Source organism: Allobosea thiooxidans, from assembly GCF_900168195.1.
Taxonomy (GTDB): domain Bacteria; phylum Pseudomonadota; class Alphaproteobacteria; order Rhizobiales; family Beijerinckiaceae; genus Allobosea; species Allobosea thiooxidans.
The window spans coordinates 151881-166319 of record NZ_FUYX01000012.1; the positions used below are offsets into that span (position 1 = coordinate 151881).

Here is a 14439-nt window from a genome sequence, read left to right on the forward strand (position 1 = left end):
TATGGTGCGAGGGCTGGTATGAGCAATCTGGATACAGCGATGTCCGAACCCGGCGCAGGTGACAATGACGATTTCGAGATGGTTCTGGATCCGAAAGTGCAGGAATCCATCGGCCGTTCGCTGAAGGCTCACTACGACGACATCGTGAACGCGCCCGTGCCGGACAAGTTTCTCGTGCTGTTGGCCCAGCTCGAAGCGATCGAGCAGCGTGCAGCGGGAGTGTCGTCCGATGACCGCAAATGATCCCGGTTCCTGCCGGTCCACGGCCGAGTTTCGTGCCACTGAGTTCAAGGACGGCCTGATCCGCGAAATCCCGAATCTGCGCGCCTTCGCCGCCTCGCTCTCGGGCTCGATGCAGCTCGCCGACGATCTGGTCCAGGACACGCTGCTGAAGGCCTGGAGCAATGCCGAGAAGTTCGAGCCTGGCACCAGCCTGCGGGCCTGGCTCTTCACCATCCTGCGCAACACCTATTATTCGCTCTATCGCAAGCGCGGGCGCGAGGTGCAGGACAGCGAAGGCACCTATGCCGAGCGCATGGCGACCCACGGCAACCAGGAAAGCCATCTCGACCTCGCCGACTTCCGCAAGGCGCTCGCCAAGCTCCCCGAGGAGCAGCGCGAGGTCCTGATCATGGTCGGCGCCACGGGGCTGTCCTATGAGGAGGCTGCGGAGATCTGCGGCGTCGCGATCGGCACGATCAAGAGCCGCGTCAACCGTGCGCGCACCAAGCTTGCCGAACTGCTTTCCATCGGTGGCGTCGACGATCTCGGGCCCGACCGCACCAGCGCGGCGGCGATGCAGAGGGTCGGTTCCGAATCCGTCGGTTCCTGATGCCGCTGGGACGGTTCAGAACGGTCAGGGGCCGCCTTCTGGCTCTGCTGGTCGCTATTGCCGTCCCCATCGGCGCGGTGTCCGCGCTTGCCGCCTTCACGACCTATCACGCGGCGCTCGCGGCGATCGAGGAATCCCGCGCGCGCGCGGTCAATGATTTTGCGGTGCGGACCCGGGTCTGGTATCGCGGCGCCACACGCGCCCTGCTTGCCTTCGCGACGATGGCGAGCGACGGCCGCTTCGATGCTGCCGCTTGCGGCGAGCTCGGCCGCAAGGCCATGGAGCGGGCGGGCGGCTTCCGTGCCTTTCTCGTCCGTGATTCCGATGATCGCCTTTGCACGGCCGCACTCGATGCCGGCCTCGACGCCGAGATGCTGGCGGGTGTCGCGCGCGAACTCGCCGGCCGCCCCTCGGTGATGGCTTGGAATGGGGCGGACCTCGGCCAGATCCGCTACGATCAAGTAGCGGTCGCCGGCCGGCGCTATCTCGCGATCCTGGCACGTGCCCGCACCCCGACGGAGAATGGACCGAGCGAAGCCCTGCTGCTGGTCGAGCCCGATCTGCTCGAGAACGTGTTCGACCTCGGGGATGACGGGCTCGGCATGAACGTCGCCCTGCTTGGGCGCGGCGGTGCCGTCGTCGCCACGCGCGGCGCCGACGCCGCGCTCACCTGGCTTCCTCGCGAGGATCGGATGCCGGGAGCGGGGCGCGAGAACTGGATCGCCCCCAGCCGCGCCGGGCCGGAGCGTGCCTATTCGACCCGGATGGTGGCGGAGCCGGATTTCTACGTCGTCGCCAGCTTCGACGATGCCTCCGAGCGGAAAGCACGGCTGCAATTCATCGTGCTGCTGCTGGCGCCCCTGATGACGCTGACCCTCCTCGGTCTGGTCTACATGCGCGCGATCGACAGGCAGTGCGCCCGCTGGCTGCGCGACATCGAGGCCGCGGCACGCTCCCGGACCTCGTCGGGATGGGCACGGGTCGCGGTCGCCGACGACATGCCGAGCGACATCCGCAGCGTCGCCGAAGCCTTCAACGCCATGGTCAACGAGCAGGAGGTGCGCCAGCGCCGCCTGCAGACCGCCCTCGACGACAACCGCTTCCTCGTCCGGGAATTGCATCACCGCGTGAAGAACAGCCTGCAGGTGGTGCAGAGCTATATCGGCCTCAGCAAGCGCGACTATCGCGACGAGGCCCGTCTGGCGCTGGCCGATGCCGAATGCCGCGTGCATGTGCTCTCGGCGGCCTATCGCTTCACCCTGGCCGATGGCGAGATGCAGCCGGTCCGCGTCGATCTGTTCCTGGACGACGTCGTCACGATGATCGCGAACCTGATCCGCGGCCGCGATCAGGCGGTGCGCAGCCGGATCGAGACCACCGCGGTCCTGTCGGTCGACCGCATCATCCCGCTGGGTTTCCTGGTGGCCGACGTCGCCTCGCGCGCGCTGCGCAGCACGCCCGGCGTGCGGATCACGGTGACCGTGACCGACATCGACGATGCGACCATCGAGGTCGGGCTCGATGCCGATCGGGAGCTCATCCATAGTGCGCCGCCGCGGCTGTTCGCCGGCCTGCTCGCCCAGATCCAGGCGACGCAGACCGTCGAGCCGGCGGGGCACGTCCTGGGCCGCTGGCAGCTGCGCCACGCCGCTTGATGTTCGCTCAGTCCGCGATCGGCTCGACCGCGACGCCGACGCTCAGCCCGAGGAAGGCGCCGGCCGGCCCCGTGAAGGTGCCGTTGATGGGCGATGCGTCCTCCGGCACGCGTGCGACGGCGACGCGCAGCAATTGGCGGTCGGCCACCAGATTGTTGGTCGGGTCGAACTCGACCCAGCCATCGCCGGGAATGAAGACCTCCGCCCATGCATGTGTCAGCCCGGGGGCGCTCACCAGCGCGGCCGTTTCCGGCGCGCGCTCATAGATGTAGCCGGTGACGAAACGGGCGGCGAAGCCCATCCGCCGGGCAAGCTCGATGAACAGCCATGCGTAGTCGCGGCAGGAGCCGCCGCCGCGCTGCAGGGTGTCGAGCGGGTGTTGCGTGCCTTCGTCGTAGCGGATCGCATAATGCAGGGCGCCATGGATCGCCCCGGCGAGGTCGCGCAGCAGATGGCCCGAGCCCTGGCCGATGCGCGCCCTGAAGTCCATCAGCCAGCGATCGAGTCGTTTGTCGGGATCGGCGCTCGCGAGGGTCAGGAAGGGCTGGAGCACGGCACGTTCGTTTTCGCTGTAGACCACGCCGGTCAGCCCCGTCCCGGGCCTGATCTCCGTCCGTGGCATGGCCGAACCGAAGCGCTGCAGCGTGAGCACGCTGACGATGTCGAGGGTTTCGGCCTCGGCCGCGATATTCGCGACGGCGACCGGGTTTCCGTAGACATCGTGCATCCAGCGCAGGCTGGCGGCCGGCGTAATCGTCAGGGCCGTGTCGACGACCCTCAGGTCGAAGCTGTCGCGCGGCCGCAGCATCAGCCGGTGCGGGCCAAAGCTGACCGGCTGGGCGTAGCGATAGGTCGTCGCGTGCCGGATGCGCAGCAGCATGGTTGTCCCGTCGCCAAAAAAACAAGCCGCCAGAGGCGGCTTTTGAAGTGAAGCGCGAGGATGCGCCGATCCGTAACGCGGTTCGGCGCGAGAGGTTCCGTCCCGTCTCGAAGCTAGCGGAGGATGCGCCTGGCCGGGTTCTCGGCCATCGCCTGCTGCGACGGCGACGGAATGGCGCGCTTGGCCGTGCTCTGGCCGCGATCCGAGCGATCGACCGCGGCGATGCGGAAATCGGTGGCCGGATCGCCCAGGCTCCTGGCCAGCGCCACGCTGGTCGAACTCTGATCCGTGAGAGCCTGGAACCGGGCTCCGAGCGTGAGGCCGCCGATGGCAGCCCCCATGAAACCGAAGAAGAGGAGGGCGCGTATGGTGGGGGCCAAGCCGGCGTTCAGCATTTTTTGTCTCCCAACCCGTTTCAGCCTTTCAAGGCGGTTCGGTCTGGAAAACGCGGTCAAGGCGGCGGCGGTTCCATCGAAGGTGGCCGGTGGCCCCAAGCCGGGAACGCGGCGGCGTCTCGCCGCGTTGGTCTCAGGCCGGTGCAGACCTCACCGGGACGGGGGACCATATTCTTCATGCACGACACGCATCATGGAGGCCGACCACGTCGCCTCGGAGCGTCCTGCCTGGCCTGTCCGCTGCGGCTGAAATCCGCCTTCAAGGACAAGACCGACGACGAGATCCGCTTCATCCAGGCGATGAAGATCGATCATCGCATCCTGCGGGCCGGTGCCGACATCATCCATCCGGGCGAGGAGGAGGCGGAGCTCTATACCCTCTTCTCGGGATGGGCGTTTCGCTACAAATCCCTTCCCGACGGCCGCCGCCAGATCCTGAACTTCCTGCTGCCGGGGGATCTCGTCGGCCTGCAGGCTTCCCTGCTCAGCGCCGCCGAACACGGCATCGAGGCGCTCACCGAGGTCGAGCTCTGCGTCTTCCCGCGCAAGCGGATCTGGGACCTTTTCGTGAAGATGCCGACGCTGGCCTACGAGCTGGCCTGGCTCGGCTCCCGCGAGGAGTGCCTGATCGACGACAACCTCACCTCGGTCGGCCAGCGCAGTGCGAGCGAGCGGATCGCTGCGCTGATCATCTCGCTCTATCGCCGAGCCGATGCGCTGGGGCTGGTGACGAGCAACAGCTTCGCCTTTCCGCTGACACAGCAGCAATTGGCCGACGCGCTCGGCCTGTCGCTGGTCCACACCAGCAAGACCTGGTCGCGACTGCGCAAGGCCGGGCTGTTCGCTTTGTCCGGCGGGCGGCTGACGCTGCTCAACCCGCGCCTGACCAATCGCATGGCCGCGATCTACGATCAGGAGGGCGCGCGCAGGCCGTTAATCTGATCGATTTTGCGTCGCGAGCCATAAAAGAGGCTTGGCGCCGAAGCACACTTGACCACATATGCAGCGCGAGTCAGGTTCGGCTGCGTCAGACGCGTCGCCTCCGCGGCGATCAAAGGGTGCCATGTCTTCGACGATCCGTCATCGTCCTGCGCGCGCAACGTCGCTCGCGGCCCGCCTCGGGCAATCCCGCGTCGCGTCGCGGATCGAAGGTGAAATGCGGGTCACGGCCGCCGATCTCGTCGACAGCGTGGCGGAGGCGAAGCTCAAGGTCGCGGCGGTGCGCTACAAGGTCGAGAGCGAAGTCCGCAGCACCGCGGAGAAGTTCAAGAGCCGCGTCAGCGAGGCCAGGGCGAAGCTCGGCGACGAGGCGCGTTTCATCAAATCCTGGATCGACGACCCCTTGCGCACCGGTTCGGTGACGCCGTCGAGCCCGGCGCTGGCACGGCGGATGGCGTCTTTCGTCGATCCGGAACAGCCCGGCCCGGTGATCGAGATCGGCCCGGGAACCGGGCCCGTCACCGAGGCGCTGATCGAACGCGGGATCGACGAAGCCCGGCTGATTCTGGTCGAGTACAGCCCGGAATTCTGCGAATTGCTGCGCCGGCGCTTCCCGCGCGCCACCGTCGTGCAGGGCGACGCCTATGCCCTGTCGACGACGCTCGAGGGCCATCTGAACGAGAAGGCGATCGCGCTGGTCTCGAGCCTGCCGCTGTTCAACCGGCCGCCGGCCACGCGCACGGCGCTCGCCCGCGAGGCCTTTCCGCTGCTGGTCCCGGGCGCGCCCTTCATCCAGTTCACCTATTCGGTGATCTCGCCGATTCCGCGCAAGGGCTCCGGGCTGAAGGCCCTGGTTTCGGACTGGGTGCTGCGCAACATCCCGCCGGCCCGCGTCTGGGTCTATCGCCAGATTTCCTGAAGATTCGGCCTGTTCCGCGACCTTCGCCCGCGAGCCGCATCTGAATCGCGCTGGTTTCCTCACCGAATCGTAACACCTCTCTGCTAGGCCCCGCTTCGCGATCGGCTGACTTGCCGGCCGTTCGCGAGAGGAGTCGGACCTGCCGATGAGCGCGCCAGTCCTCCGTTTCAGCCTGCCGCGCTGGCGCCTGACGCGCTGGCTGGCGGATGCCGGACCGGATGTCCCGCCCGAAATCCGGGTAGCCCTTGTCGGCAGCCTCTACGGCACGCTGCCGATCTTCGCCGGTGGCGTCATCAATTCGCTGGCCGTGTCCTTTCTCATCGCCTGGCGCATCCCGACCTGGCCCTTCACGCTCTGGTGCGCCTTCGAGGTGCTGTGCTGCGGCATTCGCCTCGTCGTCCTGCTGCACGCCCGTCGTCGGGCCGAGCGGGGCGAGAGGACGCCGACCGACCTCTACCTTCTGCTCGGCGTCGCCTGGGCCGCCGGCATCGGTGCCGGCACCTTCCTCAGCCTGATGAGCGGGGATTGGGTGGCGGCCGCGCTTGCGTGTCTGTCCGCGGCGGCGATGGTCGGCGGCATCTGCTTCCGCAACTTCGCCGCCCCGCGCATGGCGGGGGTGATGATCGCGCTGACGCTCGGCCCCTGCGTGCTCGCAGCCCCGTTCCTGTCCGAGCCGATGATGCTGATCACCTTCATGCAGATCCCTTTCTACCTCTTCAGCATGACGATGGCGGCCTACAAGCTGAACGCGATGCTGATCTCGACCATGCGGGCGGAGCGCGAGAACGCCTTCCATGCCCGGCATGACATCCTGACGGGGCTGTCGAACCGGGCGGGCCTGGCGAAGGCCTTCTCCGCCCGCTTCGAGAGCGAGGCCGCGCCGCGCGGGCTCGCATTGGTCTATCTCGACCTCGACGGCTTCAAGGCGGTCAATGACAGCTATGGCCACATGGCGGGGGATGCCCTGCTCCAGCTCGTGGCCGAGCGGCTGCGCGGCCTCGTCCGCGCCTCCGATATCGCGGCGCGCATTGGCGGCGACGAGTTCGTCGTGCTTTCCGAACAGACCGAGCGCATCCAGCTGCAGCGCTTCGGCGAGCGCATCGTGCGCGAAATCTCGGAGCCCTACGAGCTCGATAGCGGGCACAGGCTCCATATCGGCGCCTCGGTCGGCATCGCGCTCGCGCCGGAACACGGGCGCGACATGAACAGCCTGATGGCGGCGGCCGATGCGGCGCTCTATCAGGCGAAATCGCGCGGCAAGTCGCTTTGCGTCATCGCCGGGCAGCGCCCTGTGATTGACGGCATGGCTTCCAGCGGGGCGCTGCGCCTCCAATAGGCGCCGCCGGCTTGCACGGCCTTGACCTGTCGCTCCGCCTCGGCTTGCCTGAGGCGCGCAATGTCCGGGAGATCCAGGCGTGGCGGACTTAGCGCGGCTCGTCCGCGACATCGCCGAAGAGATGCGGGATGCCGAAGAGCGCGGCGAGGTCGCGACCTATATTCCGCCGCTCGCCCGCATCGATCCGCGCCAGTTCGGCCTCTGCGTCGTCACGGCTGAGGGCGAAATCCATGCCGCCGGCGACAGTGAGGAGCTGTTCTCGATCCAGAGCGTCTCCAAGGTCTTCGCGCTGACGCAGGCGCTCGGCAAGGTCGGCGACACCTTGTGACGCCGGGTCGGGCGCGAGCCTTCGGGCACGCCCTTCAACTCGATCGTCCAGATCGAGCGCGAGCACGGCGTGCCGCGCAACCCCTTCATCAATGCCGGCGCCCTCGTCGTTGCCGACATCAATCTTGCGGGCCATGAGCCGCGCGTGGCCATCGGCGAATTGCTGCGCTTCATGCGCTACCTCGCCGATGACGACACGATCATCATCGACGAGGCCGTGGCACGGGCCGAACAGGCGACGGGCTTCCGCAACATCGCGCTCGCCAACTACATGAAAGCCTTCGGCGATATCCAGCATGCGCCGGAGCTGACGCTCGGTGTCTATTTCCACCAATGCGCCATCGCCATGAGCTGTCGCCAGCTCGCCATGGCCGGCCGCTTCCTGATGCATGGCGGCTTCTACGAACCCGGCGGGCCACGCGTCGTCTCGGCCCAGCGGGCCCGGCGCATCAACGCGCTGATGCTGACCTGCGGCCATTACGACGCCTCGGGCGATTTCGCCTTCCGCGTCGGCCTGCCCGGCAAATCCGGCGTCGGTGGCGGCATTCTCGCGATCGCGCCGGGCAAGGCCGCGATCGCGGTCTGGTCGCCCGGCCTCAACGCCAACGGCAACTCGCTGCTCGGCACGCTGGCGCTGGAGCGCCTGACCGAAGCGACCGGCTGGTCGGTTTTCGCGCGGTAGGTCTTCGATACACCCTGGCCGTCATTGCGAGCGTAGCGAAGCAATCCAGGGGACCTGGTCGAACCGTCCAGCCCTGCCGCCCCTGGATTGCTTCGTCGCTGCGCTCCTCGCAATGACGGCAGAAGCTCAGCTGCGCAGGCCCGGCGCTTCCTGTCCGGTGCGCGCGACGTATTCCGTGTAGCCGCCGCCATAGGCATGCACGCCATCGGGCGTCAGCTCCAGCAGCCGGTTCGACAGCGCGGCGAGGAAATGCCGGTCGTGGCTGACGAAGAGCATCGTGCCCTCGTAGTTCGAGAGCGCCTTGATCAGCATCTCCTTGGTGGCGATGTCCAAATGGTTGGTCGGCTCGTCCAGCACCAGGAAATTCGGCGGGTCGTAGAGCATCATCGCCATGACGAGGCGGGCCTTCTCGCCGCCTGAGAGCACGCGGCAGCGCTTTTCGACATCGTCGCCGGAGAAGCCGAAGCAGCCGGCGAGCGACCTGAGCGAACCCTGTCCCGCTTGCGGGAAGCGGTCCTCCAGCGCCTCGAACACGGTGCGCTCGCCGTCCAGCACCTCCATGGCGTGCTGGGCGAAATAGCCGAGCTTGACGCTGGCGCCCATGTTGACCGTGCCGGCATCGGGCTCGGCCGTGCCGGTGACGAGCTTCAGCAGCGTCGACTTGCCGGCGCCGTTCACGCCGAGCACGCACCAGCGCTCCTTGCGTTGGATCTGGAAGTTGAGCCCGTCATAGATGCTGCGGCTGCCATAGGCCTTGCCGACATTCTTGAGGCTGACGACGTCGTCGCCCGAGCGCGGCGCCGGTTGGAACTCGAAGGCGACGGTCTGACGGCGGCGAGGCGGCTCGACGCGATCGATCTTCTCCAGCTTCTTGACCCGGCTCTGGACCTGCGCGGCGTGTGAGGCGCGGGCCTTGAAGCGCTCGATGAAGGCGATCTCCTTGGCGAGCATCGCCTGCTGGCGCTCGAACTGCGCCTGCATCTGCTTCTCGGCCAGGGCGCGCTGCTGCTGGTAGAATTCGTAATCGCCGGAATAGCTGGTCAGCGCGCCGCCATCGATCTCGATGATCTTGCCGACGATGCGGTTCATGAACTCGCGATCATGCGAAGTCATCAGCACGGCGCCGTCATAGCCCTTGAGGAAGGATTCCAGCCAGATCAGGCTTTCGAGGTCGAGATGGTTCGACGGCTCGTCGAGCAGCATCGCGTCCGGCCGCATCAGCAGGATGCGGGCAAGCGCGACACGCATCTTCCAGCCGCCGGAGAGGCCGCCGACATCGCCCTCCATCATCTCCTCGCTGAAGCCTAGGCCGGCGAGCACCTCGCGGGCGCGGCCGTCGAGCGCATAGCCGTCGAGCTCCTCAAACCGCCCCTGGACTTCGCCATAGCGGGCGATGATCTCCTCCATCTCGTCGGCGCGCTCGGGATCGACCATGGCGGCTTCGAGCTCCGCGAGCTCGGCCGCGACCGTGCTGACCGGTCCGGCGCCGTCCATCACCTCGGCGACGGCGCTGCGGCCGGCCATCTCGCCGACATCCTGGCTGAAATAGCCGATGGTGGTGCCGCGATCGATCGAGACCTGCCCTTCGTCCGGCGCTTCCTCGCCCGTGATCATACGGAAAAGCGTGGTCTTGCCGGCGCCGTTCGGTCCGACCAGTCCGATCTTCTCGCCCTTCAGCAGGCCCGCCGAGGCCTCGATGAAGACGATCTGCTTTCCGTTCTGCTTGCTGATGTTCTCGAGGCGGATCATGGAAACAGGGGCCTTTGAAACGATGTGTCGGCCGCCGAAATCCGTCATTGCGAGCGAAGCGAAGCAATCCAGGCGGACCAGGTGAACATTCTACCCAGTCCCCCTGGATTGCTTCGTCGCTTCGCTCCTCGCAATGACGGGGGGGCGTCCGAGCTGTCTGGGGAGGCTCTACGCGATCACGGCGAATGGGGAAAGGCGGTGCGGGGCCGCGATCAGGAGCAGATCGCGGCGCTGCGGGCCCCGGTGGCGCTGAGGAGATCGGCCGGCGCGAGCGCGATCTGCAGGCCGCGCTGGCCGCCATTGACATAGACCAGCGCTTCGCTCGACGCCGCCTCGTCGACGATCGTCGGCAGCTTGCGCTTCTGGCCGAAGGGACTGACCCCGCCGACCTTGTAGCCGGTCATCCGCTCCGCATCCGGCACTGGCATCATCGCCGCCGACTTGCCGCCGAAGGCCGCCGCGACCTTCTTCATACTCGCCTCGCGATCGGAGGCCAGCACGATGCAGACAGGCTTGCCGTCGACCTGCGCGATCAGCGTCTTGAGCACGCGCCGGGCCGGTTCGCCCAGCGCCTCGGCCGCCTGCAAGCCGACGCGCTCGGCATTCGGGTCGTAGGCATAGGCGCGCAGCTCGAAGGCGATGCCGTGCTGCTTCAGCGCCAGAGTGGCGGGCGTCGTCTGGGCCATCGTTCAGGCGCCGTGTGGGGAAACATAGAACTCTGACTCTCTCTGTAGAGATTTCCTCGAAATATCAACGGCCCTTGCTCTCGCGCATTCGATAGTCTCTGACTCGCCTAAGCCAGATAGGTGACTCGATCTAAGGCGCATCGCAAAAGCGTGACTCAGAGAAAAATTCCCCAAAATTTTGCTCTTCAGGGCTTCTCAGGCACGGCCATTCGGCGTCTGGAACGGCTGATCACCCGCGTCCTGGTCCGCGCGGCGTCGAACAAACCAGTCCCTATCGAGCTGACTGCTACAGAACCGTGACCCATGATGTCGAGTGGATCGTCAAAACCAGACTCACAGAGCCGCAGTGACGTCAAAAGCGGTTTCTTTGGTGCAACCGAGATAACGCGGCGCCTCCGCGGCGCACAGGCTCAATCGGCCGGAGCGCGCGCGCTCGCCATTCGCCTTTAATCGCGGTCCGTCCGCTGCTGAGGAGGCCCAAAATGCCTATGGGCCGCCTGCGCGCGGCCGGACGATCTCCGGAGGGCTCGATCGTCCGGCCGCCGGTCACGCGAAAGCGTGCCCTATCATTTTCAAATCACCGAAAAAGGCTGCCCCAAAACTGAGATTACGCGCTGAACTAGGACTCGGCAGCTTCGCTGAACGGAAAAAGCGGACCCAGATCAGCGAAAGAGCGTGTCGGGGGCAGGTTTGTGAATCGCGATCGTCGTCTCGATGGGGCTCCGTGAGGATTGCTGAGCACGCCGAGGCGGTCGGAAGCCCGATATCTGTCCGTTCAGGCGCCTTCGGCGCACGGGACCGCCGGTAGGCGGTGGGCTGCACGACCCGGCCGGCCATTCGCAGGGGTCTCCTGCGCCGAAGGCGGCCGCCTACGTCGGCAGCGCCCCTGCGCAAGCTGAATTCCTCCGGATCACACGGATCGGCCCACGACCCACCTCCGGTCGCCTCATGAGTGAGACGGTCTCTTGAGCGGCAGTTCACGGAGTAGCTTGTCTCCAAGAAGCAGGTTCTCGCAGAAGACCGACTCCAGTCCGATCACAGCGCAAAATCCGGCCTCAGCCGAGCTAGCCTCCGACGATGAAAAACGGGCTGCGGTCTGCGAAAGTGTGTGTCAGTAACCAGGGGCGAGCCGGTATCGCAGCTGGTCGAGCCAAACCTAGCCGATGAATTTCGAGCACGGCTGATATCGTCCGCCGCAGGCCATTGGAGAGCAAGATGTTCACCCACGTCATGATCGGCAGCAACGACCTGGAGCGGGCGCGCGATTTCTACGACGCTACGTTCGCCGCCTTGGGAGGCAAGCCTGGCGAAATGGACGCCCGAGGCCGGCTGATCTATGTCCACGAGGGTGGCCGGCTGATGATCACGAAGCCAATCGACGGCAATCCGGCGACCGCGGCCAACGGTGGGACGATCGGCATCGCCGCTGCGAGCCCTGAGCATGTCCTTGCTTGGTATAAGGCCGGCACCACCCATGGCGGGACGGCGATCGAGAGCCCGCCCAGCGAGCGTCCGAACGGCGCCTTCGTCGCCTACCTTCGCGATCCCGATGGAAACAAGCTCACCGCGCGCTCACAGCCAACGAAGTAACCAAAGCCGGTCTCACGGTGACCCGTGCGCGGTAAAGAGTTGTCCCTTCGCGCAGCTCTTCCGCGGAAATCGGACTCCTGATCTCCCCGAGGCGAGTAATCCTGACTCAACGCAGGAAGGCCCAGGTTTTAGGAGTCCAGTGACGGCGATAGAAGAGCGGTGGCGCACCGGCTCGTCGGCTCCTATCGTGACCGGCGCGCGGAGGGCGCAGGGATAGACACCGACGACATGAAGACCAGCTCTGCTCAGGCCGATCTGTTTGATGATGCGCCCGGATATCGAGAGACGCCGCGGCCAGCGCTGAGGAAGCGTCCGGCAGCAACCCCTCAACAGGCCGGCTGGGACGACGAGGAAGCGGCTCAACGATTGGAGCGGAGCGGCCGCTTCAGGATTCTGCGGAAGCTTGCGCCGCGGACCGTCATCCCGCGGGCCGAAAGCGCCTTCCCGAACCTTGCGGTTCTGGTCGATATGGAGACGACGGGGCTGAATCATGCCAAAGACGAAATCATCGAGATTGGCGCGGTTGCATTCACCTACGATGATGACGGCGCGATCGGCGACGTCGTGGGCGTATTCAGCGGCCTGCGCCAGCCGTTCGAACCGATCCCCGCGGAAATCACGCGGCTGACAGGCATCACCGACGAAATGGTTGCGGGACTGGAAATCGACCTCTCGGCGCTCGATGCGCTGGTCGAGCCTGCAGATCTGATCATCGCCCACAATGCCGCATTCGACCGTCCGTTCTGTGAGAAGCTCTCGCCGACGTTCGCCGCGAAAGCCTGGGCATGTTCCGTCAAGGAGATCTCATGGGCGGATCTTGGCTTCGAAGGAAACAAGCTGGGTTACCTCGTCGGCCAATCCGGCCTGTTTCACGAAGGCCATCGAGCGACCGACGATTGTCACGCACTCCTGGAGGTCCTTGCGAGGCCTGTCGGAGATGATGGGGCTCCGCCTTTCGCTGCGCTTCTGCGATGCAGCCAACTGAGCCGGGTCCGGATCTATGCAGAGAACGCGCCCTTCGACATGAAGGACCACCTCAAGAGCAGAGGTTATCGCTGGTCGGATGGCAGCGATGGCAAGCCCCGCGCCTGGTGGATCGAGATCGACGAAGACCTGCGTGAGGAGGAGTTCCGCTATCTTCGGACCGAGATTTATTGCTGGGAAGATGCGGAGCCGCTGACTCTGCACCTGACCGCGCTCGATCGATATCGGGCGTAGGAGGCCTCAGAAGGCAGTCAATCTCACGCGCTTTCGCCTCGGGCGGCCTTTTCAAGCTCAGCTTGGCTCACAATCACGCCCTTACGCAGGATCGCACAGGCACGAAGAAATGGCTTGGCTTGCGCTTCACGGAAGATCCGCAGCGCCTCGATCGCCGTTGCGGCGCGGTCGGTGGTGGTTGAGCTGCGGAAGGTAGAGCGGACTTGATACACGAACGGGCCTCAGCGTGGGTTCAGATCGCGTGTTACCCCAAAAATTTTGGATGTCGATAATCCCTTTCCGCCGGGCGCATTTCGCGTGGGAAACTCGGCTGAAAATCACAGCCCCAGTAAAATCTGACGCACTTACAGGGCTCCGGAATTCGAGGAAAAGAAGACTCCAGCGCCAACGTCTCAGACATGAGTCGGACCCTGATGTTTCCATGTTTGCGTAAGATTGACTCACCGCAGCATATTCACGGTGAGACGCCCTGCTTTTCAATCAGCGACGGAGCTCTGCGGGTCGGCTCAATTTTAGGCGGCCGCTAAATTTTGCTTCAGCCACGTCGAGATCCTGCAGCTGCGCGCCTCTATTCTTTGCGGCTCGCAATTGCTTATAGGGGCGCCATGCTCATCGGTTCGACCATACGCCCTTCGAAGGGCCGCTATTGCGCAGGAACGCTCCCTGCCGTCGCACCGATGGTGCTCACGGAGGGGTAAGCGCCCCTTCCAAAGCTGCCCCCAGCTGACGAGACTCACGGACTCACTGTGATCCTCGTGCTTCGGCACTGATCGGACCTCCCGGGCATGACCCGTTCGCCAAGGCATCAGCCTTGCGATCCTCAGGAGGTTGCCATGCAGTCGAGAAGCCGCCGGGGTGCGCACCGCTCCCCATTCACCTGTCTGATCAATGCGCCGTTTGAGCTGCAGTACATCGACTTCGAGTTGGTGTGTTTCGGCGTGCAAGTTTGGCTCTGACGCAATCTCGCTGACGTTTTTCATAATTGGGCACCGATCAGGCGCGCCTGGAGGAGGTCGATCTTGCCTCGGCCATACATCTGTCGTTTGACGAGTTTGAGCCGGGTGATCTGGCCTTCCGTCTGACCATTTGACCAGGTTGAGATGATCGCCGCGTGTACGGCCGCTTCGTCTCGCCTGACGCCATTCGCCAGCGAAGCGATCAGGCTGCTTGAAGCGCGCTCTATCCAGGACGACAGCAGCTCGGCCCGTTTGGTTCTGATCATGGCGTGGAA

14 protein-coding genes and 1 pseudogene are annotated in these 14439 nt (G+C 65.4%); 9 read left to right on the top strand and 6 right to left on the bottom strand.

The window, feature by feature from the left end; translation table 11 throughout:
* The first annotated feature begins 18 nt into the window (after positions 1 to 18).
* The 3 genes from B5Y19_RS19880 (at position 19) to B5Y19_RS19890 (ending at position 2487) form a co-directional block, all read left to right on the top strand.
* Positions 19 to 243: a NepR family anti-sigma factor gene (locus B5Y19_RS19880; RefSeq protein ID WP_055728396.1), complete on the top strand. Its 225-nt coding sequence runs from the start codon at positions 19 to 21 to the stop codon at positions 241 to 243.
* Positions 230 to 832, top strand: coding sequence for a sigma-70 family RNA polymerase sigma factor (locus B5Y19_RS19885; RefSeq protein ID WP_055728397.1), 603 nt, complete (start codon positions 230 to 232; stop codon positions 830 to 832). Before B5Y19_RS19880 ends, B5Y19_RS19885 begins: the two co-directional genes overlap by 14 nt.
* Positions 833 to 909: 77 nt before the next feature.
* The gene (locus tag B5Y19_RS19890) at positions 910 to 2487 is read left to right on the top strand and encodes a sensor histidine kinase (protein ID WP_176168668.1); all 1578 of its coding nucleotides are present in this window, start codon (positions 910 to 912) and stop codon (positions 2485 to 2487) included.
* A 7-nt stretch (positions 2488 to 2494) separates the two neighbouring features.
* On the opposite strand, the gene B5Y19_RS19895 is transcribed toward B5Y19_RS19890, so the two are convergent.
* Complete coding sequence (locus tag B5Y19_RS19895; protein ID WP_055728399.1) at positions 2495 to 3367, bottom strand: transglutaminase family protein; 873 nt, start codon at positions 3365 to 3367, stop codon at positions 2495 to 2497.
* Between the two features lie 113 nt (positions 3368 to 3480).
* On the bottom strand, positions 3481 to 3762 hold the full coding sequence (locus B5Y19_RS19900; RefSeq protein WP_055728400.1) for a hypothetical protein: 282 nt from the start codon (positions 3760 to 3762) through the stop codon (positions 3481 to 3483).
* A 177-nt stretch (positions 3763 to 3939) separates the two neighbouring features.
* Between B5Y19_RS19900 and B5Y19_RS19905 the strand changes: the two genes are divergently transcribed.
* From B5Y19_RS19905 to B5Y19_RS19920, 4 genes and pseudogenes are all read left to right on the top strand, one after another.
* Complete coding sequence (locus B5Y19_RS19905; protein ID WP_055728401.1) at positions 3940 to 4704, top strand: Crp/Fnr family transcriptional regulator; 765 nt, start codon at positions 3940 to 3942, stop codon at positions 4702 to 4704.
* A gap of 214 nt (positions 4705 to 4918) precedes the next feature.
* A complete protein-coding gene (locus tag B5Y19_RS19910) occupies positions 4919 to 5620 on the top strand; it encodes a class I SAM-dependent methyltransferase (RefSeq protein ID WP_079591978.1) in 702 nt (233 codons plus the stop codon).
* Positions 5621 to 5765: 145 nt separating this feature from the next.
* Positions 5766 to 6956 carry a GGDEF domain-containing protein gene (locus B5Y19_RS19915; protein WP_055728402.1) on the top strand — a complete coding sequence of 397 codons (1191 nt, stop codon included), beginning with the start codon at positions 5766 to 5768 and terminating at the stop codon, positions 6954 to 6956.
* A 79-nt stretch (positions 6957 to 7035) separates the two neighbouring features.
* Positions 7036 to 7965 (top strand): annotated as a pseudogene (locus B5Y19_RS19920) (glutaminase).
* Between the two features lie 126 nt (positions 7966 to 8091).
* On the opposite strand, the gene B5Y19_RS19925 reads toward B5Y19_RS19920, so the two are convergent.
* Positions 8092 to 9714, bottom strand: coding sequence for an ABC-F family ATP-binding cassette domain-containing protein (locus B5Y19_RS19925; RefSeq protein WP_055728417.1), 1623 nt, complete (start codon positions 9712 to 9714; stop codon positions 8092 to 8094).
* A 212-nt stretch (positions 9715 to 9926) separates the two neighbouring features.
* Positions 9927 to 10400 carry a Cys-tRNA(Pro) deacylase gene (gene ybaK / locus B5Y19_RS19930; RefSeq protein ID WP_055728403.1) on the bottom strand — a complete coding sequence of 158 codons (474 nt, stop codon included), beginning with the start codon at positions 10398 to 10400 and terminating at the stop codon, positions 9927 to 9929.
* Positions 10401 to 11615: 1215 nt separating this feature from the next.
* On the opposite strand from ybaK, the gene B5Y19_RS19935 reads away from it, so the two are divergent.
* Positions 11616 to 11990 carry a VOC family protein gene (locus tag B5Y19_RS19935; protein ID WP_055728404.1) on the top strand — a complete coding sequence of 125 codons (375 nt, stop codon included), beginning with the start codon at positions 11616 to 11618 and terminating at the stop codon, positions 11988 to 11990.
* Positions 11991 to 12218: 228 nt separating this feature from the next.
* Positions 12219 to 13208, top strand: a complete 990-nt coding sequence (locus B5Y19_RS19940; protein ID WP_055728405.1) for a 3'-5' exonuclease — start codon at positions 12219 to 12221, stop codon at positions 13206 to 13208.
* A gap of 23 nt (positions 13209 to 13231) precedes the next feature.
* On the opposite strand, the gene B5Y19_RS25840 is transcribed toward B5Y19_RS19940, so the two are convergent.
* Together B5Y19_RS25840 and B5Y19_RS19945 are read right to left on the bottom strand one after the other, a co-directional pair.
* On the bottom strand, positions 13232 to 13420 hold the full coding sequence (locus B5Y19_RS25840) for a hypothetical protein (RefSeq protein WP_139384476.1): 189 nt from the start codon (positions 13418 to 13420) through the stop codon (positions 13232 to 13234).
* Between the two features lie 764 nt (positions 13421 to 14184).
* Positions 14185 to 14439 (bottom strand): transposase (locus B5Y19_RS19945; protein WP_139384477.1); only part of this gene is annotated, 255 nt, incomplete at its 5' end.

What these genes read in the sequence shown, in the direction of transcription:
- B5Y19_RS19910 (WP_079591978.1), top strand. Translation starts at nt 4,919, where the DNA reads ATGCGGGTCACGGCCGCCGATCTCGTCGACAGCGTGGCGGAGGCGAAG.
- B5Y19_RS19900 (WP_055728400.1), bottom strand. Translation starts at nt 3,762, where the DNA reads ATGCTGAACGCCGGCTTGGCCCCCACCATACGCGCCCTCCTCTTCTTC.
- B5Y19_RS19915 (WP_055728402.1), top strand. Translation starts at nt 5,766, where the DNA reads ATGAGCGCGCCAGTCCTCCGTTTCAGCCTGCCGCGCTGGCGCCTGACG.
- B5Y19_RS19885 (WP_055728397.1), top strand. Translation starts at nt 230, where the DNA reads ATGACCGCAAATGATCCCGGTTCCTGCCGGTCCACGGCCGAGTTTCGT.
- B5Y19_RS19895 (WP_055728399.1), bottom strand. Translation starts at nt 3,367, where the DNA reads ATGCTGCTGCGCATCCGGCACGCGACGACCTATCGCTACGCCCAGCCG.
- B5Y19_RS19925 (WP_055728417.1), bottom strand. Translation starts at nt 9,714, where the DNA reads ATGATCCGCCTCGAGAACATCAGCAAGCAGAACGGAAAGCAGATCGTC.
- B5Y19_RS19940 (WP_055728405.1), top strand. Translation starts at nt 12,219, where the DNA reads ATGAAGACCAGCTCTGCTCAGGCCGATCTGTTTGATGATGCGCCCGGA.
- B5Y19_RS19935 (WP_055728404.1), top strand. Translation starts at nt 11,616, where the DNA reads ATGTTCACCCACGTCATGATCGGCAGCAACGACCTGGAGCGGGCGCGC.
- B5Y19_RS19880 (WP_055728396.1), top strand. Translation starts at nt 19, where the DNA reads ATGAGCAATCTGGATACAGCGATGTCCGAACCCGGCGCAGGTGACAAT.
- B5Y19_RS19905 (WP_055728401.1), top strand. Translation starts at nt 3,940, where the DNA reads ATGCACGACACGCATCATGGAGGCCGACCACGTCGCCTCGGAGCGTCC.
- ybaK (WP_055728403.1), bottom strand. Translation starts at nt 10,400, where the DNA reads ATGGCCCAGACGACGCCCGCCACTCTGGCGCTGAAGCAGCACGGCATC.